Genomic DNA, 23,307 nt, shown 5'->3' with positions numbered 1-23,307 from the left:
TCAGGCGGCCGCGGCGACGGTGTCGTCCGCGGCCTCGCTCTTGGCCGTGATGCCCTTGGTCGAGGCGATCACCTTGCGGAGCTTCTTGGCGAGGGCCTCGTAGAACATGCTCAGCGGGAACTCGTCCGGGAGCACGTCGTCGACCAGCTTGCGCGGCGGCTGCGACAGGTCGAGCGCGTCCGGGCCCTTGGCCCACACCGAGCCGGGGTGCGGGGCGAGGTAGGTCGAGACGAGGTCGTACGCCTTGAACCAGTGGACGAGCTTGGGCCGGTCGATGCCCTCACGGTAGAGCGTCTCGATCTCCGTACGGAGCCGCCCGGTGACCTCGCGGGCCAGGTCCCAGTCGATCGACAGCTTGTTGTCCGTCCAGCGCAGCGCGTCGTGCTTGTGCAGGTACGCGAAGAGCAGCTGGCCGCCGAGGCCGTCGTAGTTGCGGTTGCGCTCGCCGGTGACCGGGAAGCGGAAGAGGCGGTCCATCAGCACCGCGTACTGCACGTCGCGGCCCTGCGCGAAGCCGTCCTCGTAGAGCTTGCCGGCCTCGTGGAAGGCGGTGAGGTCGCAGCGCAGCTCCTCGATGCCGTACATCCAGAAGGGCTGCCGCTGCTTGATCATGAACGGGTCGAACGGCAGGTCGCCGTGGCTGTGGGTGCGGTCGTGGACCATGTCCCAGAGCACGAAGGTCATCTGCGCCCGCTCCTGGTCGTCCAGCAGGCCCTGCGCGTCCTCGGGGAGCTGCAGGCCGGTGACGTCCACGGCGGACTTGATGACGCGGCGGAAGCGGGCCGCCTCGCGGTCGCAGAAGATGGCGCCCCAGCTGAACCGTTCGGGTGCCTCGCGCATCGCGATGGTCTCCGGGAAGAGCACGGCGGAGTTCGTGTCGTAGCCCGAAGTGAAGTCCTCGAAAGTGATGCCGAGGAAGAGCGGGTTGTCGTAACGGGTGCGCTCCAGCTCGGCCAGCCAGTCCGGCCAGACAACGCGGATCACGACCGCCTCGAGGTTACGGTCCGGGTTGCCGTTCTGGGTGTACATCGGGAAGACGACGAGGTGCTGCAGGCCGTCCGCACGCTGCTCGGCGGGCTGGAAGGCGAGCAGCGAGTCGAGGAAGTCGGGGACCGCGAAGCCGCCCTCCGCCCAGCGCCGCAAGTCCGCGACGAGCGCGCGGTGATACGCCTGGTCGTGCGGCAGCAGCGGGGCCAGCTCCTCCACGGCCGCGACCACACGGCCCAGGGCGTCGTCCGCGGTGGCCCGGGCAGGTGCGCCCTCGGCGTCGAAGTCGATGGAGCCGTCCTTGGACTGCCAGGGGCGGATCTCCTCCACGGCAGCCTTCAGCGCGGCCCACGCGGGCCGGTCGACAACGCGCTCGGCAGGCAGAACGCCGCCTTCCGCTACGTCCTGAGCAAAAATTTCCGTCATCACCGACTCCTCCGCGGAGAACCTCTCGTGCTCCCACCGTATCCATGTATGACGATCACTCTCAAGGGGGGTCGCCGCAAAATCTGCTGCGATCAAGCCGCACAGCCGCATTTCTTCCGGTAGCCCCGGGTTGGCCGCGCGACGTCAGCGCCGTGCGCGGACACGCCCACAGACCAGTGCACGGCTGGGTTGGATCTCTTCCCCATGGCCTAGGCTTTCGGCGATCCGGGAGACGTGAGCCGCCCCCGACGGAAGCGGAGAGTGCTGTGTCGTTTGTGACCATTGGACACCGCGGATTGATGGGCATCGAGCCGGAGAACACCCTCCGCTCGTTCGTCCGCGCCGACCGGGAGGGCATGGACCGCGTCGAGCTCGACCTGCACCTCAGCAAGGACGGCCACCTCGTGATCATGCACGACACCGAGGTGGACCGCACGACCGACGGCCAGGGCGCGATCGCCGACTTCACCCTGGACGAACTGCGCGAGCTGGACGCCGGCGACGGCGAGCGGATCCCGGTCTTCGAGGAGGTCGTGGACGCGGTCGAGGCGCCGCTGCAGGCGGAGATCAAGGACGTCGCGGCGGCCCGCTCGCTCGCCGAGGTGCTGGAGCGCCGGGATCTGGTGGACCGCGTGGAGGTGCTGTCCTTCCACGACGAGGCGATCGACGAGATCAAGAAGCTGATCCCGCGGCTGCGCACGGTCCTGGTCGCCAGCCGGTACGGGCACGACGTCGTCGACCGCGCCAAGGCCGTCGGCGCGTACATGCTGTCGCTGAACCTGCGCCGCCTCACCCTGGAGCTGGTGGAGAAGGCGCACGAGGCCGACCTCGCCGTCATCGCCTGGACCGTCAACACCCCCGACCAGCTCAAGCTCGCCCGCGGCCTCGGCCTGCAGGGCGTGGTGACCGACTTCCCCGAGATCAAGCGCACGGCCCGCTACACGGCCTGAGGGGGCGCCCGCGATGCAGGTTCTCAGCGGCCGCGTCCTGCTACGGCCCACCGACCCGGAGCGGTCGCGGCGCTTCTACGGCGAGACGCTGGGGCTCGCCGTCTACCGCGAGTTCGGTACGGGCCCGGAGCGCGGCACCGTCTACTTCCTCGGGGGCGGCTTCCTGGAGGTCTCCGGCCGCTCCGAGCAGCCGCCCGCGCCTGGGCTGCAGCTGTGGATGCAGGTGCCGGACGCGGCGGCCGCACACCGCGAACTGACCGCGGCCGGCGCCGAGGTGCTGCGCGAGCCGCGCAGGGAGCCGTGGGGGCTGATCGAGATGTGGCTCTCCGATCCGGACGGCGTGAAGATCGCCGTTGTCGAGGTCCCCGAGGACCATCCGCTGCGCTATCGCCCCTGATCCCCACTTTTTCGCGCCCGCGCGCGACCCCTTTGCGCCCATGCGCTCGCGTGTGCGGCCGCCCGCCCGGGCATGGTCCGGCCGTACCCGCAGCCGGATGCCAAGGGGGCCTGGGCCATGCACGGACCGCCGCTCGCCGGCTGGCTGCTCGTGGCGCTGAGCGCCGCGGTCGGCGCGTACTGCCTGCTCCGCGTCCGCACCGCGCCGCCCGCGCAGCGCCGGGCCGCCGCCGGGGACGCGCTGATGGGTCTCGGGATGGCGGCGATGGCGGTGCCGGCGTCCGCGCTCGACACCGGCCGCTGGGGCGGTCTCGCGCTCGCCGCCGTCTTCGGTGCCGCCGCCGTGCGTGCCGTGCTGCCGCTCCGGCATGCCGCGGGGCATCTGCACCATCTGATCGGGGCGCTGGCCATGGTCTACATGGGGCTCGCCATGGCCGCGACCGGCGGCCATGCGGGCCACGGCGCCCCGGCCGGGCTGCCGCTGGTGACCGGGGTGCTGCTGGCGTACTACCTCCTCTATGTGCTGCGCGGCGGCGGCCGACTGGTCGTCGCGGGCGGCGGTCGCGCGACCGGCGGGACCGCGTGGACGCAGCGGCCGGAGCTGGTGGCGGGATGCCGGGTCAGCATGGGTATCGGGATGTTTGCCATGTTGCTGACGATGTAAGGCGCGGGGTGGTGTCGGTCACTTCGTGCTCCCGCCGGTACCGGTGGGTAGTCGCCCTCCATAGGCTGGGGGCATGGTGATCGCAATGGCGCTGTTGCTGCTCGCCGCCGTCGTGGCGGTGGCGACGCCCAGCCTGCTCGGGCGCGCCTCCTGGCCGGACCGGGAGCCGGTGCTCGCACTGTGGGCTTGGCAGTGCGCGGTCGCCGCCGTGCTGCTGTGCTGCGCCCTAGCGATGGCGCTCAGCGCCGCCTCCGCCTGGGAGCGCGTGCGCAGCGGCGTCTTCGCACCCGCGCCGCACGGCGTCGTCGAGGCGTACGGGCTCGGCTCCGGCGGCTCCTGGTCCGCCGCGCTGGCCGCGCTGCTGGCCGCGGGCGGCGCCTGGACCGCGGTGGCCTTCGTACGCGAGGTGCGCCACGACCGGTCCGTACGCCGCAGGCGGCGCGCCGAACTGCTGGTCCGCGCGCCGCTGTTGCCCGGCGAGGAGCCGAGCGGCGACCGGCTCGTGGTGCTGGAGGGCGACCGCCCTGACGCCTGGTGGCTGCCGGGCGGCACGACGCCGCGTCTGGTTATCACCACCGGGGCGCTGCGCCGGCTGCGCAAGCGCCAGCTCGATGCCGTACTCGCGCATGAGCAGGGGCATTCGCGGGCCCGGCACCACTGGCTGCTGTACTGCGCGGGCGCGCTCGCGAACGGCTTCCCGCAGATCCCGGTCTTCGCCGCCTTCCGCGACCAGGTGCACCGGCTGTGCGAGCTGGCCGCTGACGATGCCGCGTCGCGGCGCTTCGGGCGGATGACGTTCGCCACCGCGCTGCTGGAACTCAACGAGGACCGCGGCGTCTTCGGCCCCTGCCCGCCGCAGCTGGCGCAGGTGCCGCAGCGCGTCGACCGGCTGCTGGCCCCCGGGCCGCGGCTGACGCCGGGGCGGCGGCTGCGGATGACCGCGTGCGCGGCGCTGGTGCCGGCGGTCCCGCTGCTGGTGGCGTTCGTACCGGGACTCAGCACGCTGGCGTAGCGGCGGCCTCGTGAGCGAGGATCTTCCGCATGACGCTCACGTCCGACCCGGTCCGCTCCCGTACCCGCGGGGGCCTGGCTCTGTCCGTACTGGCCGCGCTCTCCGTGCTGTTGCTGGCGCTGGTGGCGCTCGGCTGGGGTCCGCTGCTGGACTTCGACCGGTGGGCGGCCGAGGGGCTGCACGGGCCCGCGGTGGACGAGCCGGACGTCACGCACGCGAACCGCATCCTGACCGACTGGGTGTGGGACCCGTGGACGATGCGGTTGCTGACGGTGGCGCTGGTCGGCTGGCTGCTGTGGCGGCGCGAGCGGCTGCTCGCCGGGGTGATCGCGGGCGGCACGATGGCCGGCGTGATCGTGCAGCAGGGCATGAAGGCGGCCGTGGGCCGGGACCGGCCGCGCTGGCCCGATCCGGTCGACTCGGCGCATTACGCGGCGTATCCGTCCGGGCATGCGATGTCGGCGGTGGTGACGCTCGGTCTGGTGGTCTGGCTGCTGCGGCGGTACGGGGCGTCCGGCGGGTGGCAGGTCGCGGCCTGGGTGGTGGCCGCGGTGTCGGTGGCCGGGGTCGGCTTCACACGGGTGTGGCTGGGGGTGCACTGGCCGAGCGACGTGGTGGGCGGCTGGCTGATGGGCGCGGCCGTCGTGCTGGGTTCGGCCGCGTTTTACGAGCGTGTCAGGAGCGGGTCGTAGGATCGCGGGCATGGCGATCAAAGGTGTGCTCTTCGACTTTTCCGGGACCATCTTCCGTATCGAGTCCGCGGTCAGCGCCCTGAGCGCGGTGCTGCGGGAGCGGGGCATCGAGGTGGCCGAGGGCGAGCTGGCCGCGTGGGCCGAGCGGCTGGACGCGGCGGGCGGGCTGCCCGGCGGGACCATGCCGCAGCGGATGCCCGAGCACCTCGCCGAGCTGTGGGAGACCCGGGACATCGACCCCGAGCGGCACCGGGCCGCCTACACGGGCCTGTCGCGCGAGGCGGCGCTCCCGTGGGATGTCCATGACGCCATCTACGACCGGCACATGACGCCCGCCGCCTGGGCGCCGTACCCCGACACCGCGGAGGTGCTGACCGAGCTGCGGGGCCGGGGCGTGCGGGTGGGCGTGCTGAGCAACATCGGCTGGGATCTGCGGCCGGTGCTGCGGGCGCACGGCGTCGCGGACGCGGTGGACGCCTGCGTGCTGTCGTACGAGCACGGCGTCCAGAAGCCCGACCCGCGGCTGTTCCGGATCGCCTGCGCCGAGCTCGGCCTGGAGCCGGAGAGCGTGCTGATGGTCGGCGACGACCGGCGCGCCGACGGCGGGGCCGAGGCGGTGGGCTGCGGCTATCTGCCCGTCGACCATCTGCCGGTGGCGCAGCGCCCGGAGGGGCTGCGCCCCGTGCTGCAGCTGGCGGGCTGAGCCGGCCGCCGCCGGCCGGCTGTCGCTACGGCGTGATGACGTCCGTCTGGATCGACAGCTTGAACTGGGCGTGCTTGATCGGCACCGGTATCTTCGCGTCGCCGGCGCCGCGGGCGGAGATCTTCAGGCCCAGTGGTACGCCCTTGTGGACCTGCATCTGCCAGGTGTGGGACCGGAACTGGCCGCCGCCGGTGCGGGTGAAATCGGTGGTGGCGGTGGAGTCGTAGCCGGTGGCGAGGTTCAGCGGGTCGCGGACGAAGCGGAGCCGGTATTCGCTCGCGTCGTTGGTCGGATCCCAGAAGATGAGCGCGGAGACGTAGCCCCAGCCGTCGTGGCTCGGCCAGATCAGCCCGGAGCGGGCGTCGGGGTAGTTCGAGCCGCCGCCGTGGGACGGGTCGTGCATGTCCCAGGCGTCCAGGGACTCGGTTTCCGCGTCGAACGGGAAGCGGACGAGGTGGTAGCCGTCGTCGTCGTAGTCGATCTTCTGGGCGCCGTTCCGCGCCTTGTCCCACAGGAGCGAGCAGACCGCAACTGACATGGATTCCCCCTGAGTTCAGCGCCGGCATCCCCCGTCGGCGCGAGAACTACACCCTGAAAGCGCGGGCGTGGACCTGTCAAGACAGGAGGGTTCCGAATCAAGACAGGAGCGTCTCGAACCCTCCGTCGCGCGCCAGCCGCTCCAGCTCGTCCAGCGCCCGCCCGGCCCGCGCCGCCGCGTCCGGGTCACGCTCGGCGAGGCCGCTCTCCTCGAACTCGTCCTCGTCGAGGCGGAGCACCGTAGCGCCGTCGGCGGACCGCCACAGGTCCAGGTCGAGGTCCTCGATGGTGAGGGTGCCGTTCTCGACCACGGCGGGGCGGGTGACGTCGCAGTACCAGCCCTTCAGGGTGCCGTCGGCGGCCCGGACCTCCTTGACCGCGTACCAGCGGTCGCGCCAGAAGTGCTCGGTGAAGACGTCGCCGCTCTCGAAGCGGACGAAGCCGAAGTCGCGTACGGGCGGCCCGGCCCAGGGGGCGCGGACGACGACGCGGGTGCCGTCGTCGGCGACGACCGTGGCCGGGTAGCGGACGTCCTTGCGGGGGTGTTTGACGAGACGGACCTTCACGTCCGTGCCAGGAGTGAGCATGTGCCCCAGCGTGGCTCGCACAGCGCCGGAGCCGCCACCGCATTTCCGCTCCGGACCGGCGCGCCGGTGGGAGCATTGGTGAGGCCCCGCGACGGGGGAACGCGGGGCCTCGATTTGTCCAACGGGTGGGTGCGGTGACGCGTTCCCACGTGCTGAAGAAATTCTCGGAGCCCGCCTTCGGGTTCCGGCGATCCCCCGCGTCGCCGGAACCCGAAGGGAGAAATCGGGACACCGGCAGGGCATCATCTGCCACACCGGTCCCCGAAGCCACAGAGAGTATACTGGCTATCAGCCAGTCAACGCAGGAGTTAAGCATGTCCCCGCGCAGCGCCTCGGTCAACGAAGAGTTGCGGCGGCGTTCCAGGGAGCGACTGCTGCAGGCGGCCGTCGAGCTTGTCGACGAGCGCGGCTATGAGGCCACCACCCTGGGCGACATCGCCGACCGGGCCGGCTCCGCGCGCGGACTGATCTCGTACTACTTCCCGGGGAAACGGCAGCTGCTGCAGTCCGCCGTGCACCGGCTGATGCACCTGACGCTGAGCGAGGCGCTCGCCCGCGAGCCCGTGACCGAGGACGGCAAGGAACGGCTGGCCCGGGCCATCGACGCGATCTTGGGCCTGGCGAAGGACCGGCCCGTACTGATGCGGCAGCACATGGCGGGCATCCTCCTCGCGGACGGCTTCATCAAATGCGAGGAGCAGCAGCGGCTGGCGGCGATCCTGCGCGACACCGTGCGGCGGTACGGCTCCGACGACGTCGACACCGACTATCCGATGCTGCGCGCGCTGCTGATGGGCGCGGTCTTCGCGGGGCTGCTGCCGGGGGCGCCGATGCCGATGGCGCGGCTGCGCGGGGAGCTCTTCCAGCGGTACGGACTGGGCGCCGAGCTCGGTTTCCCGCCCGATGTCAGTGCCGGGGTGCAGGATGTCACGTAGCTCACATCGGCTGACGGACAAGGGTGTCTCGGAGGTGGCAGGACATGTCGGACGCACTGCTCGCGGTGGGTACGCGTAAGGGGCTCTTCATCGGCAGGCGCCGGGGCGGCTCGTGGGAATTCGGCGAGCCGCAGTTCAACGCCCAGGCGATCTATTCGGTCGGGATCGACAAGCGGGGCGCGGCGCCGCGCATTCTCGCCGGCGGCGACAGCGCGCACTGGGGCCCGTCCGTCTTCTGGTCCGACGACTTGGGCGCCTCGTGGCAGGAGCCGAAGCAGCCACCGGTGAAGTATCCGCAGGACACCGGGGCTTCGCTGGAGCGGGTGTGGCAGCTGCGGCCGGCCGGCCCCGAGGCGCCGGGGGTGGTCTATGCGGGTACGGAGCCGGGCGGGCTGTTCAAGTCCGAGGACGGCGGCGAGACATATGAGCTGGTGCGCGAGCTGTGGGAGCACCCGTCGCGGGAGAAGTGGGTGCCGGGCGGTGGCGGGCTCGGGCTGCACACGGTGGTGACGGACCCGCGGGACGCCGATGCGGTGCTGGTCGCCGTGTCCACGGCCGGGGTGTTCCGGACGGCGGACGGCGGGAAGAGCTGGGCGCCGTCCAACTCCGGGGTGCAGGCGGTGTTCCTGCCGGAGGGCAGCCAGTTCCCGGAGTTCGGCCAGTGCGTGCACAAGGTGGCGCAGGACGCGGCGGACCCGGACCGGCTGTATCTGCAGAACCACTGGGGTGTCTATCGCAGCGATGACGCCGGCGGCAGCTGGCAGGACATCGGCGCCGGGCTGCCGTCCACCTTCGGCTTCGGGGTGGCGGCGCATCCGCACCGCGGCGATGTGGCGTACCTCTTCCCCATCACCGCCGACGAGGACCGGGTCCCGGCGGAGAACAGATGCCGGGTGTACCGCACCCAGGACGCCGGCGCGAGCTGGGAGGCGCTGAGCGCGGGGCTGCCCCAAGAGGCGCATTACGGCACGGTGTTGCGGGACGCGCTGTGTACGGACGACGCCGACCCCGCAGGGGTGTATTTCGGCAACCGCAATGGCGAGGTGTTCGCCAGCGTGGACGACGGGGAGAGCTGGCAGCAACTGGCCGCGCATCTGCCGGATGTGCTGTGCGTGCGGGCGGTGGCCATCGACTGAGGGCTAGAGTGGCCGACCGTGGCTGCACGACCTCTCAATGAAATCGTCGAACCGGGCTGGGCGAAGGCGCTGGAGCCGGTCGCCGGGCGGGTCGCCTCGATGGGCGACTTCCTGCGCGCCGAGCTGGCGGCGGGGCGGACGTATCTGCCCGCGGGACCGAATGTGCTGCGCGCGTTCCAGCAGCCCTTCGACGATGTGCGGGTGCTGATCGTCGGCCAGGATCCGTATCCGACGCCGGGGCATGCGATCGGCCTGAGCTTCGCGGTCGCGCCCGAGGTGGCGCCGCTGCCCGGCAGCCTGGAGAACATCTACCGGGAGCTGCACACCGACCTGGGCCTGCCGCGGCCGTCGAACGGCGACCTCACGCCGTGGACGCGGCAGGGCGTGCTGCTGCTGAACCGGGCGCTGACCACCGCGCCGCGGAGTCCGGCGGCGCATCGCGGCAAGGGCTGGGAGGAGGTCACGGAGCAGGCGATCCGGGCGCTGGCAGCCCGCGGCCGCCCGCTGGTGGCGATCCTCTGGGGCCGCGACGCCCGGAATCTGCGGCCGCTGCTCGGGGGCGTGCCGGCGATCGAGTCCTCGCATCCGTCGCCGATGTCGGCGGACCGGGGTTTCTTCGGCTCGCGGCCCTTCAGCCGGGCGAACGGGCTGCTCCAGGAGCAGGGGGCCGAGCCCGTGGACTGGCGGCTGCCATAACCTGCACGGCATGAGTACGCCTACGAATACACCGGCGGGCTGGTATCCGGACCCGCATGGCACGCCGAATCTCCTGCGCTGGTGGGACGGTCAGCAGTGGACGGAGAACACCCACCCCGGGCAGGGGCAGGGCGCTCCCGGGCAGATACCCCAGCAGCAGCAGTCGCAGGAATATCAGCAGTACCAGTACGCGCAGCAGCAACAGCGCGTGCAGGAGCAGGCCAAGGTGCAGCGCCAGGTGCAGCAGCAGGCCGGGGTCGGGCCGGCGCAGCACGGCGGCGGGACGCTGTTCTCCGAGCCCGTTCTGGTGGTGAACCAGAAGGCCAAGCTGATCGAGATGACGAATGAGTACAGCGTCTTCGACCAGGCGGGCAACACCATCGGCTCGGTGGTGCAGGTCGGGCAGAGCACCTTGAAGAAGGCCGTGCGCTTCATGGCCAGCGTGGATCAGTTCATGACCCACAAGCTGGAGGTGCGCGACGCGCACGGGCAGGTGCATCTGACGCTGACCCGGCCGGCGAAGTTCATCAAGTCCAAGGTGATCGTGCAGCGGCCCGACGGGCAGACCGTCGGCGAGATCGTGCAGCAGAACGCCATCGGCAAGATCAACTTCGGCTTTATGGTGAATGGTCAGCAGATCGGCGCGATCAAGGCCGAGAACTGGCGGGCCTGGAACTTCGCGATCGTCGACCACACCGACACCGAGGTCGCCCGGATCACCAAGACCTGGGAGGGCCTCGCCAAGACGATGTTCACAACGGCCGACAACTACGTGCTGCAGATCCACCGCCAGCTCACCGACCCGCTGCTGAGCCTCGTCGTGGCCGCCGCCCTCACCGTCGACACCGCGCTGAAGCAGGACTCCCGTGGCTTCGGGTGACCGAGCAGCCGCGGGCCGCTGGGTGCTGGCGGTCGACTCCGGCGGCTCGGGGGTACGGGTCGCGCTGACGCGCGCGGCGGCCGGGGCGAGCGCGGGCGGAGCGGACTCCGGCGGGCCGGGCGCCGCCCGTACCGCGGAATCCCGCTCCCCCGCCGTCACCGGCCCGTCCGGCATCGACGCGGACAGCCTGCTGGAGCAGGTCCTCCCGCTCGCGGAGAAGCTCCTCAGCGAGGCGGACGCCGGCCCCGGCGATGTGACCGCCGCCTGCGTCGGCGCCGCCGGCATGGCCTCGCTCGGCGACGACCTGCGCGCCCGGCTCCCCGGGATGCTGCACCGGGCGCTGGGCGTGCGGCGCTTGGCGCTCGCGGCCGACGGCGTGACCGCGTATGCGGGCGCCCTCGGGCAGCGCCCGGGCGCCGTGGTCGCGGCCGGCACCGGAATGATCGCGGTGGGCACGGCGCTGGACGAGTCCGGCTGGAAACGGGCGGACGGCTGGGGCCACTTGCTCGGCGACTGCGGCGGCGGTGCGTGGATCGGCCGCGCCGGACTCGAAGCGGCGATGAGGGCGCACGACGGGCGTGACGGCGGTTCCGCGGCGCTGCTGGAGCGGCTGGCGGCCGTCTTCGGATCCGCGCCCGCGATGCCGGGGCAGCTCTACCCGCGTCCCGACCGGCCCGCGGTGCTCGCCTCCTTCGCGCCCGAGGTCGCCGCCTGCGCGGAGACCGACGAGGTGGCGGCGGACATCCTGCGCGAGGCGGCCCGGCACATCGCCGCCGCTGCGGCGGCCGTCTGCCCGCGCGAGCGCGGGAGTTCGGTCGCGCTGACCGGCGGCCTGTTCCGTATCGGCGCACCCCTCCTGGACCCGCTGCACGCCCGCCTGCACGAGGTGCTCCCCGAGGCGGACATCGCGGCGGCCGCCGGCGACCCGCTCGACGGCTCGGTCCGTATCGCCCGGGCCCTCGCCGCCGACGAGCTGCGGCTTCCCGTCGACCAGGGCGGAATGCTGCACGTCGCAGAGGGCGCGCACGACCACGCCGGGTGACGGTCCGTCGCGATCCGCGCCCGGTCAACAGCAGGAGAAATACGGACGTATCCGGTCCCACCAACCCCGCCACTGCGGAGGGTCACCATGAGGCATTAGCATGCGGCCCCATGAGCTCTGCCGCTGGCCCCGAACACGGCCTGCCCGTACGAATGCCCCGCCCCCGGCAGCCGGGACGGCACCGCAAGCCGGAGCCCGTGGTCGCCCCCGATGGCGCCCCGGCGCTGGTGCTGGCTGTCCCCGGCACCCCGGACACCGCCGTCCGCAGCCTGGCCGAGGAGACCGTCTCGATAGCGCGGTCCGAGCTGCCGGGCCTGGACGCCCGGGTCGGCTACCTCGACGGCGCCGACGACGACTTCCCGGCGCTGCACGCCGTGCTCGCCGCCGCGGGCGCGGAGCGCGCGGCGCGCGCCGAGGCGCTCGGCCGCCCCGCACCCGAGGGCCCGGTGGCCGTCGTGGTGCCGCTGCTCGCGGGCCCGGACGCGGCGCTCGTACGGCGCGTCCAGCAGGCCATCGCGGACAGCCGGGTGCCCGCCGAGCTGACCGACGTCCTCGGCCCGCACCCGCTGCTCGCCGAGGCGGTGCATGTGCGCCTGTCCGAGGCGGGCCTGGCGCGCGCGGACCGGGCGCGGCTGTTCACCGTCGCCACCGCGGCGGACGGCATCATCCTCGCGGCCGCGGGGGGCGAAGAGGCGGTGCAGTCCGCGGGCATCACCGGCATGCTGCTGTCGGCCCGGCTCGCGGTGCCGGTCATCGCCACGGCGCTGGACGCGCCGGGCGCGGTGGCCCGCACCGCCGAGCAGCTGCGCACGTCGGGGTCCACACAGCTGGCCCTCGCGCCGTACGTGATCGGCCCCGAGCTCCCGGCCGGGCTGCTCGAGGCGGCGGCGCGCGAGGCCGCCTGCCCGATGGCCGAGCCGCTGGCCGCCTACCCGTCGGTGGGCAAGCTCGTCATCGCGCAGTACTCCAACCTGCTCGGGATCCAGCCGCAGCCGGTGACCCAGCGCTGAGCCTGTTCCGGACCCCCGCTCTTCGCAGGAAGGGCGGGGGTCCGCTCAGCTGAAGACAACGCACGAGGCGGCCGGTGCCGCGATCGAGCCCGCCCGCGTCAGCTCACCCGTGCGCTCGTCCACGTCGAACCACACCACGTCGCCGGAGTGCTGGTTCGCCGCGTACATATGCGTCCCCGCCGGGTCGATCGCGAGGTCGCGCGGCCAGCGGCCGCCGCAGGGCGCGTTGGCGGTCAGCTCCGGTGCGTCGCCGGCGTCGTCGAGGGTCAGCGTGCTGATGCTGTCGTGGCCGCGGATCGCGGTCCACAGCAGCCGCCCGTCGGGCGAGATCACGATCCCGGATCCGTACGCCGTGCCGCCCTCGGCGCCGGCGGGCAGGATGCCGGTCTCGCGCAGCGGCTCGAGCTCGCCGCGGTCGGCGTCCCAGCGGCAGACGGTGACCGCCGGGGTGAGCTCGTGCAGCACGTAGGCGCGGTGCCCGCGGGGGTGGAAGACCAGGTGCCGCGGTCCGCTGCCGGGGCGCAGCCGGGTCGCGGCGTGTACGTCGAGGGCGCCGTCATTGAGCGCGCACACCCGCACCTCGTCCGTGCCGAGGTCGACGCTCACGATCCAGCGGCCGGACGGGTCGGGCTGCACCTGGTGCGCGTGCGGGCCCTCCTGGCGGTCGGCGTTCGGCCCTGAGCCGGTGTGCCGCAGCAAACTCGTGGCGCCGGTCAGCGAGCCGTCGGCGGCCAGGGGAAGGGTGCTGACGCTGCCGGAGACGTAGTTCGCGGTGTGCAGGTGCCCGGCGGCCAGCGCGAGATGGGTCGGCCCGGAGCCGCCGACGGGCACCGGAGAGCCGACGGGCTCCAGCCCGTCCGCCCGGATACGGAAGGCGGCGGCCGCCCCCTCCTCCCCCTCGCTGACGGCGTAAAGCATGCCGGACGGGGCGTCGGCGGCGAGGAAGGACGGATCGGAGACGGCGTCCGTGGCCGACAGCGGCGTCAGCGCGCCCGTACGCGGGTCGAAGCCGGCGGTGATGACCCCGGCGCCTCCCTCGGACGTGAACGAGCCGATGTGGGCGAGCTGCCGGCCTCCGGCCATGGTGGCGATCCGTCCTCTCCGAGGGGGCGTGATGCGCGCGACCCTAGCTGATCGGCTCTTACGTCCCTCAGGCCGCCGACACGTAAGGCGCTTTCGGCGCGGCCTCGAGCGGGGCGTGGAGGCGGGACAGCGCCGTCCGTACCCGCTCGTGGTGCGTCTCGTGGTCGGCGTCCGCCGATACGACGCCGCGCAGGCCCGCCGCGCACTCGTCCAGCAGGTCGAGGATCAGGCGGGCGCGGGCCTTGCGGGCGGCGAAGGGGTTCAGCGGGTGCAGCAGCGGGGCGAGCGAGGCCCTGACCTTGGCCAGGTGCAGCTCGAACTCGGCCAGGTGCGCGCCGGGATCCGCCGCTCCCCCGCCGAGCCGCCGCGCCGCGGCATCCGTGCAGGCGTGCACGCACTCCAGCGCCCGCCGCACCCACGCGTCCGTCTGCCCGTGCGTCGTGACGGGCAGCACCGCCGCCACCGCGAACGCCGCCGCCAGCGCGCCGACCGCGGTCTGCTCCGCGCGCAGCGCCAGCAGCGCGGGCGACAGCACGCCGATCAGGCCGTACAGCACGCCGACCATCACGGTCACGAAGAACATCATCCAGCTGTACGAGACCGCGGCCGTGTAGAAGATCCCGAAGACGCACGCCGCGACGACCACGGCGCTCGGCACCGGCGCGCCCTCGATCGGCACCGCGACCGCGAGCCCGGCGGCGATGCCGACCAGCGTGCCGAGCACCCGGCGGAAGCCGCGGACCAGGGTCTCGCCGCGGGAGGCGGTGTTCACGAAGACCCACCAGGCGGTGCCGACGGCCCAGTACCAGCGGTCCGAGGAGACCGCGTGCCCGACCGCCATCGCGATCGCGCAGGCCGCCGTCACCTGCAGCGCCTGCCGCGTCGTGACCCGAGCGAGCCCGCGCCCCGCGGCCGCCGCGACCGCGGCGGGCGGCGGCGTGCGCCGCTCGATGCACCAGGCGCCGAAGCGCACCGCGGCGGCCATCGCAAGGCCCAGCAGCACGGCGGCGGCGATCTGGGCCAGCTGCCCGGTGCCCGCCCGCAGGAACTGCACCACGAAGAACATCATGAACGCGAAGATCCCGACCGCGTGCCCGCGCGGGCCCCAGCGGCGCGCGTACGCCCCGCCCAGCACCACGGCCAGGAAGACGGCGTCCCGTACCAGCGGAAGGTCGTGCAGCGCCGTCGCGGCGGCGAGCACGGGCAGCCCGGCCACCGGCAGCAGCGCGGTCGTCAGCGCCTGGGCCCGTACGGTCGGATCGGCCACCGTGAAGAGCGCGAGCAGCGCGGCGAGCCCGCCGGTGATCATCGCGGGCAGCGGCAGCCCGGCGGCGTATGCGGCAGCGACGGCGAGACCGACGCCGAGCACGGCACGCGCCGCGGTACGCAACCGCAGCCGTCCGGGGTCAGCGGCGAACCACTTCCGTCCCACGCGCATACCTCCCTCGCTCCCGCCCTCGGGGAGCTGTCCGCATAGTGATACGCAAGGAGGAAAGCATCTGCAGCCACGCGCCGCCAAATCGATCAGAGCAGCCCGTTCCGCGCGCTTGCCCGAGGGTTGGCATGCTTGATCGCATGAGCACCTCCACCCCTGTGGCCGTCATCTTCGATCTGGACGGCACTCTGGTCGACAGCGAGCCGAACTACTACGAGGCCGGGAAGCGGGTGCTGCAACAGTTCGGTGTGCCGGACTTCACATGGGAGGACCACGCCGAGTTCATCGGCATCGGGACCCGGGAGACCCTCGAGGTGCTCCGCCAGCGGCACGGCATCGACGCCCCGGTGGACGAGCTGCTGGACCTGAAGAACGCCGCTTACCTGGAGCTCGCCGCCGCGCACACCGACGCCTTCCCGCAGATGCACAAGCTGGCCGAGATGCTGCAGGCCAACGGCAACCCCATGGCCGTCGCCTCCGGCTCCTCCCGCCCGGCGATCGAGGCGGTGCTGCCGGGTGCGGGGCTGGACTCCGTACTGACCACGATCGTCTCCGCGGAGGAAGTCACGCACGGCAAGCCGGCCCCGGACGTCTTCCTCGCCGCCGCCCGGCTGCTCGGCACCCGCCCGGCCGACTGCGTGGTCGTCGAGGACGCGCCGCCGGGGGTCGAGGCCGCCCGGCGGGCCGGGATGCGGTGCATCGCGGTGCCGTATCTGCCGGCCCAGGCGGACGATCCGCTGGTGGCTTCGGCGGATCTGCTCTTCCGCGGCGGTCAGCGCGAGTTCGACGCGCAGCGGGCCTTCGACTGGATCGTACGGAAGTAGTCAGAGGCCAGCGCTGGCCCACCGACCGCAGAGCCGCACCCGGACGTCACCAACCCGGGTGCGGCGCGAACCATTCAGCTAGTCGCTTGGCGGAGTTTTGCGGGGAGCCACCTCGCCGGCGTCGGTATACAGCGCGGTGATGGCGGCGACCAACTCGGGCTGATCTCGGAGATCAGCGGTCTCCGGCGCCACGGCATAGCCGACAAGACCCAGCAGGCGATGCGCGTGATTGGTTTCGTTTCCGGCCTTGAGACGCCGGGCGACAAGGTCGTGGGGGTCGATATCCTTGGTCGCTTCGCGATGCTGAGCATCCTGCCGAAGGGTCTCCCGTAGCTGCACCGGCCATTGCATGCGGACGACTTCCGGTCTCGGCCGGCCGGCATGCAGGGCCTTCTGGACTGCGTCCTCGTTGATCCGCTTGGCGTACGGCGAGCGATCGGCCCGCTCCTGAAGATCAGGGAGGGCCGCCAACTGCTGGGCCAGTCGGCGGATGGTGTCCGCATGGCGCCCGGCCCATGACCGTTCGTGCTGCCGTTGCCGCTGGGCGCGGGCAAACTCGACACGTTCCGCCTGAGTGAGTTCGTTGGCGTCCGAACGCAACTGGAGGTAGCGCCGCTCGGCTGCCTGGCGACTGCGCAACTCAAGTGCCTGGCCGATGCGGGCCCAGGTTATGCGCTTCCTTCGGGCTGCGGCGATCAGACTCGTCTCGTCGGTGACGAGCTTGTCTCTGAGCTTGCGGATGGCCAGGAGCGCGGCGAGCAGGTCTGTCTCACATACGGTCGTGCTGGTGTCCTCGCTCTCGTAGGCCTCGACGGCCATGACGACGCGGTCGAACCGCTGAGCAATATCGCTTAGCTCGCCAGTAGGCCTGTAGAACCCCACTTGCGCGAGTTCGGGGTTCGCCGACTCGTGCGGAGTGAACAAGTGGCCCCACGCTAATTCCCGGTCATTCTCGGGACCTCGGTGTTCCTTGGATGTCGTCTTCATGACGACGCTTTCCGTCGTCCGATGGACGACAAATGCTGGGTCATCGATGTATGAACTTCCTTCTCGGAATGGTCAGTACGCTCCGGGGCCTTACACACGTTCCTTGGCGCGACGGTCACGCCGGCGGCGCCAGGCCGCACGCAGAAGGCCGGCCGCAGCAATGGTGGCCGCGACTGCGACTCCGGCAACGTACTGGGCACCCGCCTCGCCTAATATTGTGTTCATTGCAGGTCAGCGCGCCACGGTGGCCGGAATGCGCGCCGGTCTCCTCACAACTCGCAGGGAAGCTGCCCAGCCGACAGCAGGCCCTGCCCCGCAGACATGGAGACGGCGATCCTTGCCTGCGTAACCGGGCAGTTGGTCGTGAACGAGTGTGCTGTGTATTCAGCCCATCGCCAGCGCTGGGCAACTATTCGCCAGCATTCGCCAGGGGGTTCCGCCACCCGCAAAACCGGCAAATAGCCCAAGCGAAATTCTCTCCCCCGGCGGAACTCTCCCTTCCGCCGGGGGAATTTCAGAGCGACTCGAGCAGGAACACCGCGGCGTCCCGCAGCGCGGCGGGCACCCGTGGGCCCGTGCGCAAGTGTGCGGCCGTGCGCCGCAGTTGCGCCGTCGTGCGGGCGGAGCTGATCCGGCCGGCGCCGGGCGCGGTCGCCGTGATCAGCGCCTCCGCGTCCCGCCACGCCCCGGCCCCGGCCAGGGCCGCGAGGAGCTGCGCCGTGAAGAGGTGCCGGTATGAAGGGCCCGGGGCCGTCGCCGCCCGGTGCAGCAGCGGGATCGCCCGGTCGTACGCGCCCAGCCGCGCCAGCACCCAGCCATGGTGGCCGATCAGCTCCGGCTCGTCGACCCACCAGGCCCAGGCCGGGTCGTGTCGCGAGCCGCCGTCCAGAAAGCGGCTGCGGGCGCGGGAGATGAGCGTCCGCGCCTCCCGGTCGCCGCGTCGCAGCGCGGCCGCGTGCGCCTGCCGGACGAGGACGAGGCTGTCCACGCGGGCGGGCAGCGGGCGCGGGCCGCGCACCCGGCCGGCGGTCTCGAAGGCGGCGCGGGGCCGGCCCAGGTGCGCGAGCAGCATGCTGTGGTTGAGCAGCACGAGCCGTCCCGTCCAGCGGTCGCCGCTGCGCCGCGCGAGGTCGTACGCGTGGGCGTTGAAGCTCCGCGCCGGGCGGTGGCGTCCCGCGTCGAAGAGGATCCAGCCGACGACCTCGTACAGCTCGGCGAGCGCGGCGGCCAGATCGGAGCCGCCGCCGTAGCGCGGCATCCGCCGCACCGCCGCCCGCGCCGCGGGCAGCGCCGCCGTCGCCCCCTCGGCGGCGTCGACCGCGATCAGCCGCCCGGTGGTACGTAGCACCTCGTGCGGGGCCGGGTGCCACGTGGATCTGCTCACCCGGCCATTGAACACGGCTACCCGGTGGGGCAGGTGTCGCGGTATTCGTTGATGTTGCCGTCGGGGCGGGGCGCCGGGCAGAGGAACTTCTCGTAGCGGGTGTCGTCGTCCACGAACCGCTTGAGCCAGGCGATGCCGTACTTCGCGATGGTCGTGTTCGCGCTGAGCGCGACATTGTGCCCGGCGCCGTTGAGCTCCAGATACGCCTTCTCCGGTGCCGAGGTCAGCGTTCCGTAGAAGCGCTCGGAATGGGAGCCGGGCGAGGCGATGAGGTCGTTCTCGGCGCCCATGATCAGGGTCGGAACCCTGTTGCTCTCCCAGGTCTTGTCGTTCTCCCACGGCATCAGCGGGACCGCGGCCTGGAGTGCGGGGCGCTGCTCGGAGGCTCTGAGGGAGCCGCCGCCGCCCATGGAGTGGCCCATCACGGCGAGCCGGCCGGGGTCGATGCGGTTCTTCACGGCGCTGCTGGTCGCGAGATAGTCGAGGGCGGCGAGCATCTGCCGGGCCCTGCTGTCCGGTTGGTCGGTGACGCTGTCGGTCTCCAGGGTCAGGACGACGAATCCCTGGGAGGCGAAGCGCGGCCCGTACCAGCTGATGAGTGATTCGGACGTCAGGAATCCGGGGCTCACCACCACCGCGCCGAAGGTGCCCTGGCTGGTGTCGGTCGGGTAGTAGGCCGTTCCCCGGTTGAAGCCCGGGCCGTCGACGGCCTGCCGCGACACCGCGAACGGGCCGCGTTCAGCGGTGATGGACTGCTCGGTGGGGTCGGGTCCGCGCTGGTACGAGTCGTCCGCCGCCGCCTGCTGGTCCGGGCCGGCCTGGGCGTACTGCGGGACGACGACGGCCGCGGCGGCGAGTGCCGTTGCCGCGGCCAGGATGCCGAATCGCTTTCCGGTGCGGGTGCGTTGGTGTCTCATGGCCGTTGAGCATCGGGGGCCGCCATGTGGGAGCGCTGCTCGGCGGGCTGACGAAATCCGGGTGCCGGTTTGTCAGCGGGCTGCGCCCGTCGGAGCGTTGCCGCTGCTCACGCCCGGGTCAGGCCGGTTCGGTCGCGCGCAGCACGGCCTTGGTGCGCAGCGCGATCAGGGCGTCCAGGCGGAAGCCGGGGTCGGCCAGGCGGTCGCCGAACAGCGCGGTGAGCTGCCGCAGCCGGTTGCGCGCGGTCTGCGCGTGGATGCCGAGGGCGGCCGCGACCTCGGGGGCGGTGCGGCCCTCGGACATCAGCAGCGCGTCCAGGGTGTCGGCCAGCCGCTCCGCCTTACCCTCCGGCAGCGTCCCCAGCGGAGCGAGCACCTGGTCGGCGAGGAGCCTGCCGACGTGGGCGCCGCCGAGGAGGTGCAGCTCGCCCAAGTGGTCCGCGGCGACCAGCAGTCGGGGGTCCCCCGGCCGCTGCAGCCGCCGCAGTGCGAGTCGGGCGCAGTGCAGGGAGACCCAGGCCTGCTGCGGGGCGACGGACGGGCCGAGGACCGCGCCCCTGCCGTCCACGGTGGTGCGCAGCCGGGCGAGGCGGGCGCCGTCCGCGGCGGTGATGTCCGGCACGATCAGGTGCAGTTCGCCGCCGCGGAAGAGGGTGAGGATGTCGTCGTCGAGGCCGGGGAGTTCCGGCGGCAGTTCGGTCGCCGGGCGCAGGGTGACGCAGGCGAGGGTCCGCGGCAGCGGCCACCGCGCGCGGCGGGCGAGGTGGTCGAGGGGTTCGCCGGCCGGGTCGGGGCGGCGCTCCAGGAGCCGCCCGGCCAGCGTCCGCCGGTTGCGCTGCACCTCGTCCCCTGAGCGGGCCCGCGCCTCCTCGTAGCCCCTGGTCGATTCCCTGGCCATGGCGTGTACGTGGGTGAGCACGGCCTCGCTCAGGGGCACGGCGATGTCGCCCGGCAGTCCGGCCGCGCGGGCCGCGGCCACGTAGCCGCGGCAGGCGACCCGCGCCCCGACGAGGTACGAGGCGTGCAGGTCGTCGAGGGCGCGGCCGTTGGCGTACTCGAGCCGGCCCAGCCTGCGGAAGGCCGCCGCGTAGTGCTCCTGCGGGGCGTCGGGGTCCTCGATCAAGTCGGCGAACTGGGTGGCGGCCGCCCGCACGGCGACCGTCAGGTCCCGGCCGACCGCGGAGCTCACCGGGTGCCGGTAGCCGCCGATCTCCCGGCGGATGGCCTGCACCATGTCGGTGGTGGATTCCTCGATCCGGGACCGGAGCACCGGGGCGAGCGCCGCGGGCAGTTCCCGCCACGGCGACCGCGGCAGCGGCAGGCCGGAGGAAGCAAAGGAGGTCAACACGGGCTCCTTTCCTGGCAGTTGACGAGCAGCGGCTCAGGCCTCGGCTATCAGGATCATGACAGCTTCGGCCGTCCTCCGGTCCGCCGTCTGGCACCCACACCGCACCCGCCGCAGTATGGCGTGCCGCCGGCCGCCCGCACGCCGCCGGTGCCCGTACCGCCTTCGGCTGGAGAGCGCATGACCACGGCACTGGACCGGACGTACGGCCCGGCACCGCCCCCGCACGAGCTGCGCAGGCTGCTCGGCCGGCATGTGCCGGCGGCCGTCGAGGACATGGCGGCCGAGGTCGCCGCCCGGCTGCCCGGCTACGCCGACGCGTTCGACCGCACCCGCGAGTTCGCCGTCCGCGAGGTCGTCGACCGCACGGTGCGGCACTTCCTCGCGGACCTGGACCCGGCCGGTACGGACGGCGCGGCGCCCGCGGCGGACATCGCCGCGCTGTACGAGCGGATCGGGCGGCAGCACGCACACGCGGGCCATCCGGTGGGCACGCTGCGCACCGCGCTGGGCCTGGCCGGGCAGGTGGCGCGGCGGCGGCTGATCAAGGACGCGTACCGCTTCCGGTGGCCGGAGGCCACCCTCGAGGCGCTCATCGAGTCCACCTTCGCGCTGATCGAGACCGCCACCGCGGCGGCCGTCGCCGGGTACGAGGCCGCCGGCGGCGCGGTGCCGCAGCTGGAGCAGCACCGGGCGCGGCTGCGCGACGCGCTGGTGGCGGACTTCCCGGCGCGCCGGGGCGATCTGGCCGAGCTGGCGGAGGCGGCCGCGTGGCCGCTGCCGGAGACGCTCGCCGTGGTCGCGCTGCCGCCGGGCACGCGGACCGTCGACGCGGTGCTGCCGCAGGAGGTGCTGGCGTATCACCATCCGCAGTCGTCCTATCTCGTGCTGCCGGCGCCGGAACCGGCCAGGGCCCGGCGACAGTTCCGGCAGTTCCGGCTGCTGCGGACGCGCGGCGCCGCCGTCGGGCCCGCGGTGCCGCTCGGCCGGGGCACGGTCTCGCTGCGCTGGGCGCGCCGTGCCGTGCAGCTGATCCAGCGGGGCGGGCTGCCGGCCGCGGCGCCGCTGTACTGCGTCGATCACCTCGCCGGGCTGGCGGCCGCGGAGGCGGGTGAGCTGCTCGGCTCCGCGGCCGCCGAGGCGGCGGGGCCGCTGCTCGCGCTGCCGCGGCGGCGGCGCGATCCGCTGCTGGAGACGCTGTTCGCGTACCTCGACAGCGGCGACAACGCCGTCATCACCGCCAAGCGCCTCTTCGTCCACGAGCAGACGGTGCGCTACCGGATCCGGCAGATCGACCGGCTGACCGGCGGCGCGCTGCCCGGTGCCGCGGGCCGGCTGGAGACGATGCTGGTCCTCACGTGGCTGCTGACGGCGCCCGACGGGTGACGCGGCGCGGCAGCAGACCCACCGCGGCCAGCGGTAGCGCGGCCAGGACGAGCCAGGGCAGCCACCCCGGGAGCGTGCCGCCGAGGAGCGCGCCGGTGGCGGCGCTGCCGGCCAGGACGATGAGGCCGGCGACCGAGGACAGCGCGCCGGTGTAGAGGCCGATGCGGCCGTCCGGGGCGAGTTCGGGGACCCAGGCGCGGGCGGCGGGGGTGACCAGCATCTGGCCGACGGTGAGCAGTACCACGAAGACGGCGGCGGGCAGCAGCCCGGCGATCCCGGTCCAGCCGGCCGGGCGGGCGGCGGCCACCGCGGCGAAGCCGGCGGAGATCAGCAGCAGCCCGGCCGTCATGGAGCGGCGCAGGTCGAGCCGGCGTGCGGCCCAGTGGGTGACCGGGAGTTGGGCCGTCACGACGAGGATCGACGAGAGCGCGAACAGCCAGGCCAGCGGCGCCTGCGAGCCGGTGCCGCGCTGCACCTCGTCGGGGAGGGCCAGGTAGAGCTGGTTGTACGCCAGGAGGTACGCGCCGTAGGCGCAGCACACCGCGAGGAAGCGGCCGTTGCGGAGCAGTTCGCGGAGGCCGCCGCGGGCGCGGATACGTTCGCGGCCGGGGATGTGCTGCGGCAGCAGCCGTAGGTGCCCGGCGAGGACGAGGACGAAGATGCCGGCACCGGCTAGGCACGCGGTGCGGAAGTCCACGGCGAGGAGCAAGGCACCGAGCAGCGGGCCGAGGAAGGCGCCGGCCTGGCCGGCCACGGAGAGGAGTGCCAGGACGCGGGTGCGGGGGCCGTGTCCTGCCTCTTCCCAGAGCACGGCCTGCCGGGCGACTTCGGACTCGACGGCGGGTGAGAAGAGGGCGGCGGCGAGTCCGATGAGGAGGACGGCGGCGATGATGGAGGCGGTGTCCCGCGCGTAACCGAGCCATACGAAGCCGGCGATGCGCAGCACGCAGCCGGCGAGGACGAGGGGCCGCACGCCGTAGCGGTCGGTGAGCGCGCCGCCGACGACGAAGAGCCCCTGCTGACTGAAGGTCCGCAGCCCGAGAACGAGCCCGACGAGCCAGCCGGCCATGCCGATCGCGGTGCCGAGGTGCTCCGCCAGGAAGGGCAGGACGGCGAAGAAGCCGATGTTGAAGGCGAGTTGGGTGAGGAGGAGCAGGCGGAGGAGCGGGGAGAGGTCGCGCCAGGTGCGGCTGCCGCGGGCGAGGCGCGTCATTGGGCGGGTGGTGAGTGCGGGCTTCGCGTCGGTCATCGCGGGCCCGGGCGGGTCGGGAGGTCGTTGGGGGCCGCGATGAC

Annotated in this window: 24 protein-coding genes; 14 read left to right on the top strand and 10 right to left on the bottom strand. The window is 72.9% G+C overall.

Going from position 1 to position 23,307, the window contains the following annotated elements; translation table 11 throughout:
• The gene (locus G5C51_RS11215; RefSeq protein ID WP_165235859.1) at window positions 1-1,413 is read right to left on the bottom strand and encodes a DUF6421 family protein; all 1,413 of its coding nucleotides are present in this window, start codon (window positions 1,411-1,413) and stop codon (window positions 1-3) included.
• 266 nt (window positions 1,414-1,679) lie between these two features.
• Between G5C51_RS11215 and G5C51_RS11210 the strand changes: the two genes are divergently transcribed.
• The 6 genes from G5C51_RS11210 (at window position 1,680) to G5C51_RS11185 (ending at window position 5,830) form a co-directional block, all read left to right on the top strand.
• Window positions 1,680-2,363, top strand: coding sequence for a glycerophosphodiester phosphodiesterase family protein (locus tag G5C51_RS11210; RefSeq protein WP_165235856.1), 684 nt, complete (start codon window positions 1,680-1,682; stop codon window positions 2,361-2,363).
• 13 nt (window positions 2,364-2,376) lie between these two features.
• Window positions 2,377-2,760: a VOC family protein gene (locus G5C51_RS11205; RefSeq protein WP_165235853.1), complete on the top strand. Its 384-nt coding sequence runs from the start codon at window positions 2,377-2,379 to the stop codon at window positions 2,758-2,760.
• A 117-nt stretch (window positions 2,761-2,877) separates the two neighbouring features.
• Window positions 2,878-3,423, top strand: coding sequence for a DUF5134 domain-containing protein (locus G5C51_RS11200; RefSeq protein ID WP_165235850.1), 546 nt, complete (start codon window positions 2,878-2,880; stop codon window positions 3,421-3,423).
• A gap of 73 nt (window positions 3,424-3,496) precedes the next feature.
• Window positions 3,497-4,435, top strand: a complete 939-nt coding sequence (locus tag G5C51_RS11195) for a M56 family metallopeptidase (RefSeq protein WP_165235847.1) — start codon at window positions 3,497-3,499, stop codon at window positions 4,433-4,435.
• A gap of 29 nt (window positions 4,436-4,464) precedes the next feature.
• A complete protein-coding gene (locus G5C51_RS11190; RefSeq protein ID WP_165235844.1) occupies window positions 4,465-5,127 on the top strand; it encodes a phosphatase PAP2 family protein in 663 nt (220 codons plus the stop codon).
• Between the two features lie 10 nt (window positions 5,128-5,137).
• Window positions 5,138-5,830: an HAD family hydrolase gene (locus tag G5C51_RS11185; RefSeq protein ID WP_165235842.1), complete on the top strand. Its 693-nt coding sequence runs from the start codon at window positions 5,138-5,140 to the stop codon at window positions 5,828-5,830.
• Between the two features lie 25 nt (window positions 5,831-5,855).
• Here the strand turns inward: G5C51_RS11185 and G5C51_RS11180 are convergent, their stop codons facing one another.
• Both G5C51_RS11180 and G5C51_RS11175 read right to left on the bottom strand, forming a co-directional pair.
• Complete coding sequence (locus G5C51_RS11180) at window positions 5,856-6,368, bottom strand: hypothetical protein (protein WP_165235839.1); 513 nt, start codon at window positions 6,366-6,368, stop codon at window positions 5,856-5,858.
• A gap of 97 nt (window positions 6,369-6,465) precedes the next feature.
• Window positions 6,466-6,954: a ribonuclease FAU-1 family protein gene (locus tag G5C51_RS11175; RefSeq protein ID WP_165235836.1), complete on the bottom strand. Its 489-nt coding sequence runs from the start codon at window positions 6,952-6,954 to the stop codon at window positions 6,466-6,468.
• Between the two features lie 314 nt (window positions 6,955-7,268).
• Here G5C51_RS11175 and G5C51_RS11170 point away from each other — a divergent pair, with 314 nt between their 5' ends.
• The 6 genes from G5C51_RS11170 (at window position 7,269) to G5C51_RS11145 (ending at window position 12,653) form a co-directional block, all read left to right on the top strand.
• On the top strand, window positions 7,269-7,889 hold the full coding sequence (locus G5C51_RS11170; RefSeq protein ID WP_165235833.1) for a TetR/AcrR family transcriptional regulator: 621 nt from the start codon (window positions 7,269-7,271) through the stop codon (window positions 7,887-7,889).
• 44 nt (window positions 7,890-7,933) lie between these two features.
• A complete protein-coding gene (locus G5C51_RS11165) occupies window positions 7,934-9,025 on the top strand; it encodes a WD40/YVTN/BNR-like repeat-containing protein (protein WP_165235830.1) in 1,092 nt (363 codons plus the stop codon).
• An 18-nt stretch (window positions 9,026-9,043) separates the two neighbouring features.
• Entirely contained in the window at window positions 9,044-9,721 is a 678-nt protein-coding gene (locus G5C51_RS11160) for a uracil-DNA glycosylase (protein WP_165235827.1), read from the top strand.
• A gap of 10 nt (window positions 9,722-9,731) precedes the next feature.
• On the top strand, window positions 9,732-10,601 hold the full coding sequence (locus G5C51_RS11155; protein ID WP_165235824.1) for an LURP-one-related family protein: 870 nt from the start codon (window positions 9,732-9,734) through the stop codon (window positions 10,599-10,601).
• On the top strand, window positions 10,588-11,643 hold the full coding sequence (locus G5C51_RS11150; RefSeq protein WP_338118097.1) for an N-acetylglucosamine kinase: 1,056 nt from the start codon (window positions 10,588-10,590) through the stop codon (window positions 11,641-11,643). The genes G5C51_RS11155 and G5C51_RS11150 overlap by 14 nt, the downstream gene beginning before the upstream one ends.
• A gap of 110 nt (window positions 11,644-11,753) precedes the next feature.
• A complete protein-coding gene (locus tag G5C51_RS11145) occupies window positions 11,754-12,653 on the top strand; it encodes a sirohydrochlorin chelatase (protein WP_165235821.1) in 900 nt (299 codons plus the stop codon).
• A gap of 45 nt (window positions 12,654-12,698) precedes the next feature.
• Here the strand turns inward: G5C51_RS11145 and G5C51_RS11140 are convergent, their stop codons facing one another.
• Both G5C51_RS11140 and G5C51_RS11135 read right to left on the bottom strand, forming a co-directional pair.
• Window positions 12,699-13,736 (bottom strand): lactonase family protein, encoded by a 1,038-nt coding sequence (locus tag G5C51_RS11140; protein WP_165235818.1) that lies wholly within the window; start codon window positions 13,734-13,736, stop codon window positions 12,699-12,701.
• A 67-nt stretch (window positions 13,737-13,803) separates the two neighbouring features.
• Window positions 13,804-15,174, bottom strand: coding sequence for an FUSC family protein (locus G5C51_RS11135; RefSeq protein WP_165235815.1), 1,371 nt, complete (start codon window positions 15,172-15,174; stop codon window positions 13,804-13,806).
• Between the two features lie 137 nt (window positions 15,175-15,311).
• On the opposite strand from G5C51_RS11135, the gene G5C51_RS11130 reads away from it, so the two are divergent.
• Window positions 15,312-15,995, top strand: a complete 684-nt coding sequence (locus tag G5C51_RS11130; protein ID WP_165235812.1) for an HAD family hydrolase — start codon at window positions 15,312-15,314, stop codon at window positions 15,993-15,995.
• A gap of 78 nt (window positions 15,996-16,073) precedes the next feature.
• On the opposite strand, the gene G5C51_RS11125 is transcribed toward G5C51_RS11130, so the two are convergent.
• The 4 genes from G5C51_RS11125 to G5C51_RS11110 all read right to left on the bottom strand — a co-directional run bounded on the left by G5C51_RS11125 (window position 16,074) and on the right by G5C51_RS11110 (window position 20,628).
• On the bottom strand, window positions 16,074-16,982 hold the full coding sequence (locus G5C51_RS11125) for a hypothetical protein (protein ID WP_165235809.1): 909 nt from the start codon (window positions 16,980-16,982) through the stop codon (window positions 16,074-16,076).
• Between the two features lie 514 nt (window positions 16,983-17,496).
• Window positions 17,497-18,366: an NsdA family TPR-like regulatory protein gene (locus G5C51_RS11120; protein WP_165235806.1), complete on the bottom strand. Its 870-nt coding sequence runs from the start codon at window positions 18,364-18,366 to the stop codon at window positions 17,497-17,499.
• 17 nt (window positions 18,367-18,383) lie between these two features.
• Window positions 18,384-19,283, bottom strand: coding sequence for a poly(ethylene terephthalate) hydrolase family protein (locus G5C51_RS11115; RefSeq protein WP_165235803.1), 900 nt, complete (start codon window positions 19,281-19,283; stop codon window positions 18,384-18,386).
• Window positions 19,284-19,401: 118 nt separating this feature from the next.
• On the bottom strand, window positions 19,402-20,628 hold the full coding sequence (locus G5C51_RS11110) for a PucR-like N-terminal domain-containing protein (protein WP_165235800.1): 1,227 nt from the start codon (window positions 20,626-20,628) through the stop codon (window positions 19,402-19,404).
• 180 nt (window positions 20,629-20,808) lie between these two features.
• Between G5C51_RS11110 and G5C51_RS11105 the strand changes: the two genes are divergently transcribed.
• On the top strand, window positions 20,809-22,014 hold the full coding sequence (locus G5C51_RS11105; protein ID WP_165235797.1) for a PucR-like N-terminal domain-containing protein: 1,206 nt from the start codon (window positions 20,809-20,811) through the stop codon (window positions 22,012-22,014).
• Here G5C51_RS11105 and G5C51_RS11100 read toward each other — a convergent pair.
• Window positions 21,983-23,227: an MDR family MFS transporter gene (locus tag G5C51_RS11100; RefSeq protein ID WP_240929562.1), complete on the bottom strand. Its 1,245-nt coding sequence runs from the start codon at window positions 23,225-23,227 to the stop codon at window positions 21,983-21,985. The genes G5C51_RS11105 and G5C51_RS11100 overlap by 32 nt on opposite strands.
• Window positions 23,228-23,307: the final 80 nt, after the last annotated feature.

It is taken from the genome of Streptomyces coryli (genome assembly GCF_011044975.1).
Classification (GTDB): Bacteria; Actinomycetota; Actinomycetes; order Streptomycetales; family Streptomycetaceae; genus Streptomyces; species Streptomyces coryli.
The sequence above is the reverse complement of the archived record's forward strand: the minus strand, read 5'-3'. Positions and strand labels throughout refer to the sequence as shown.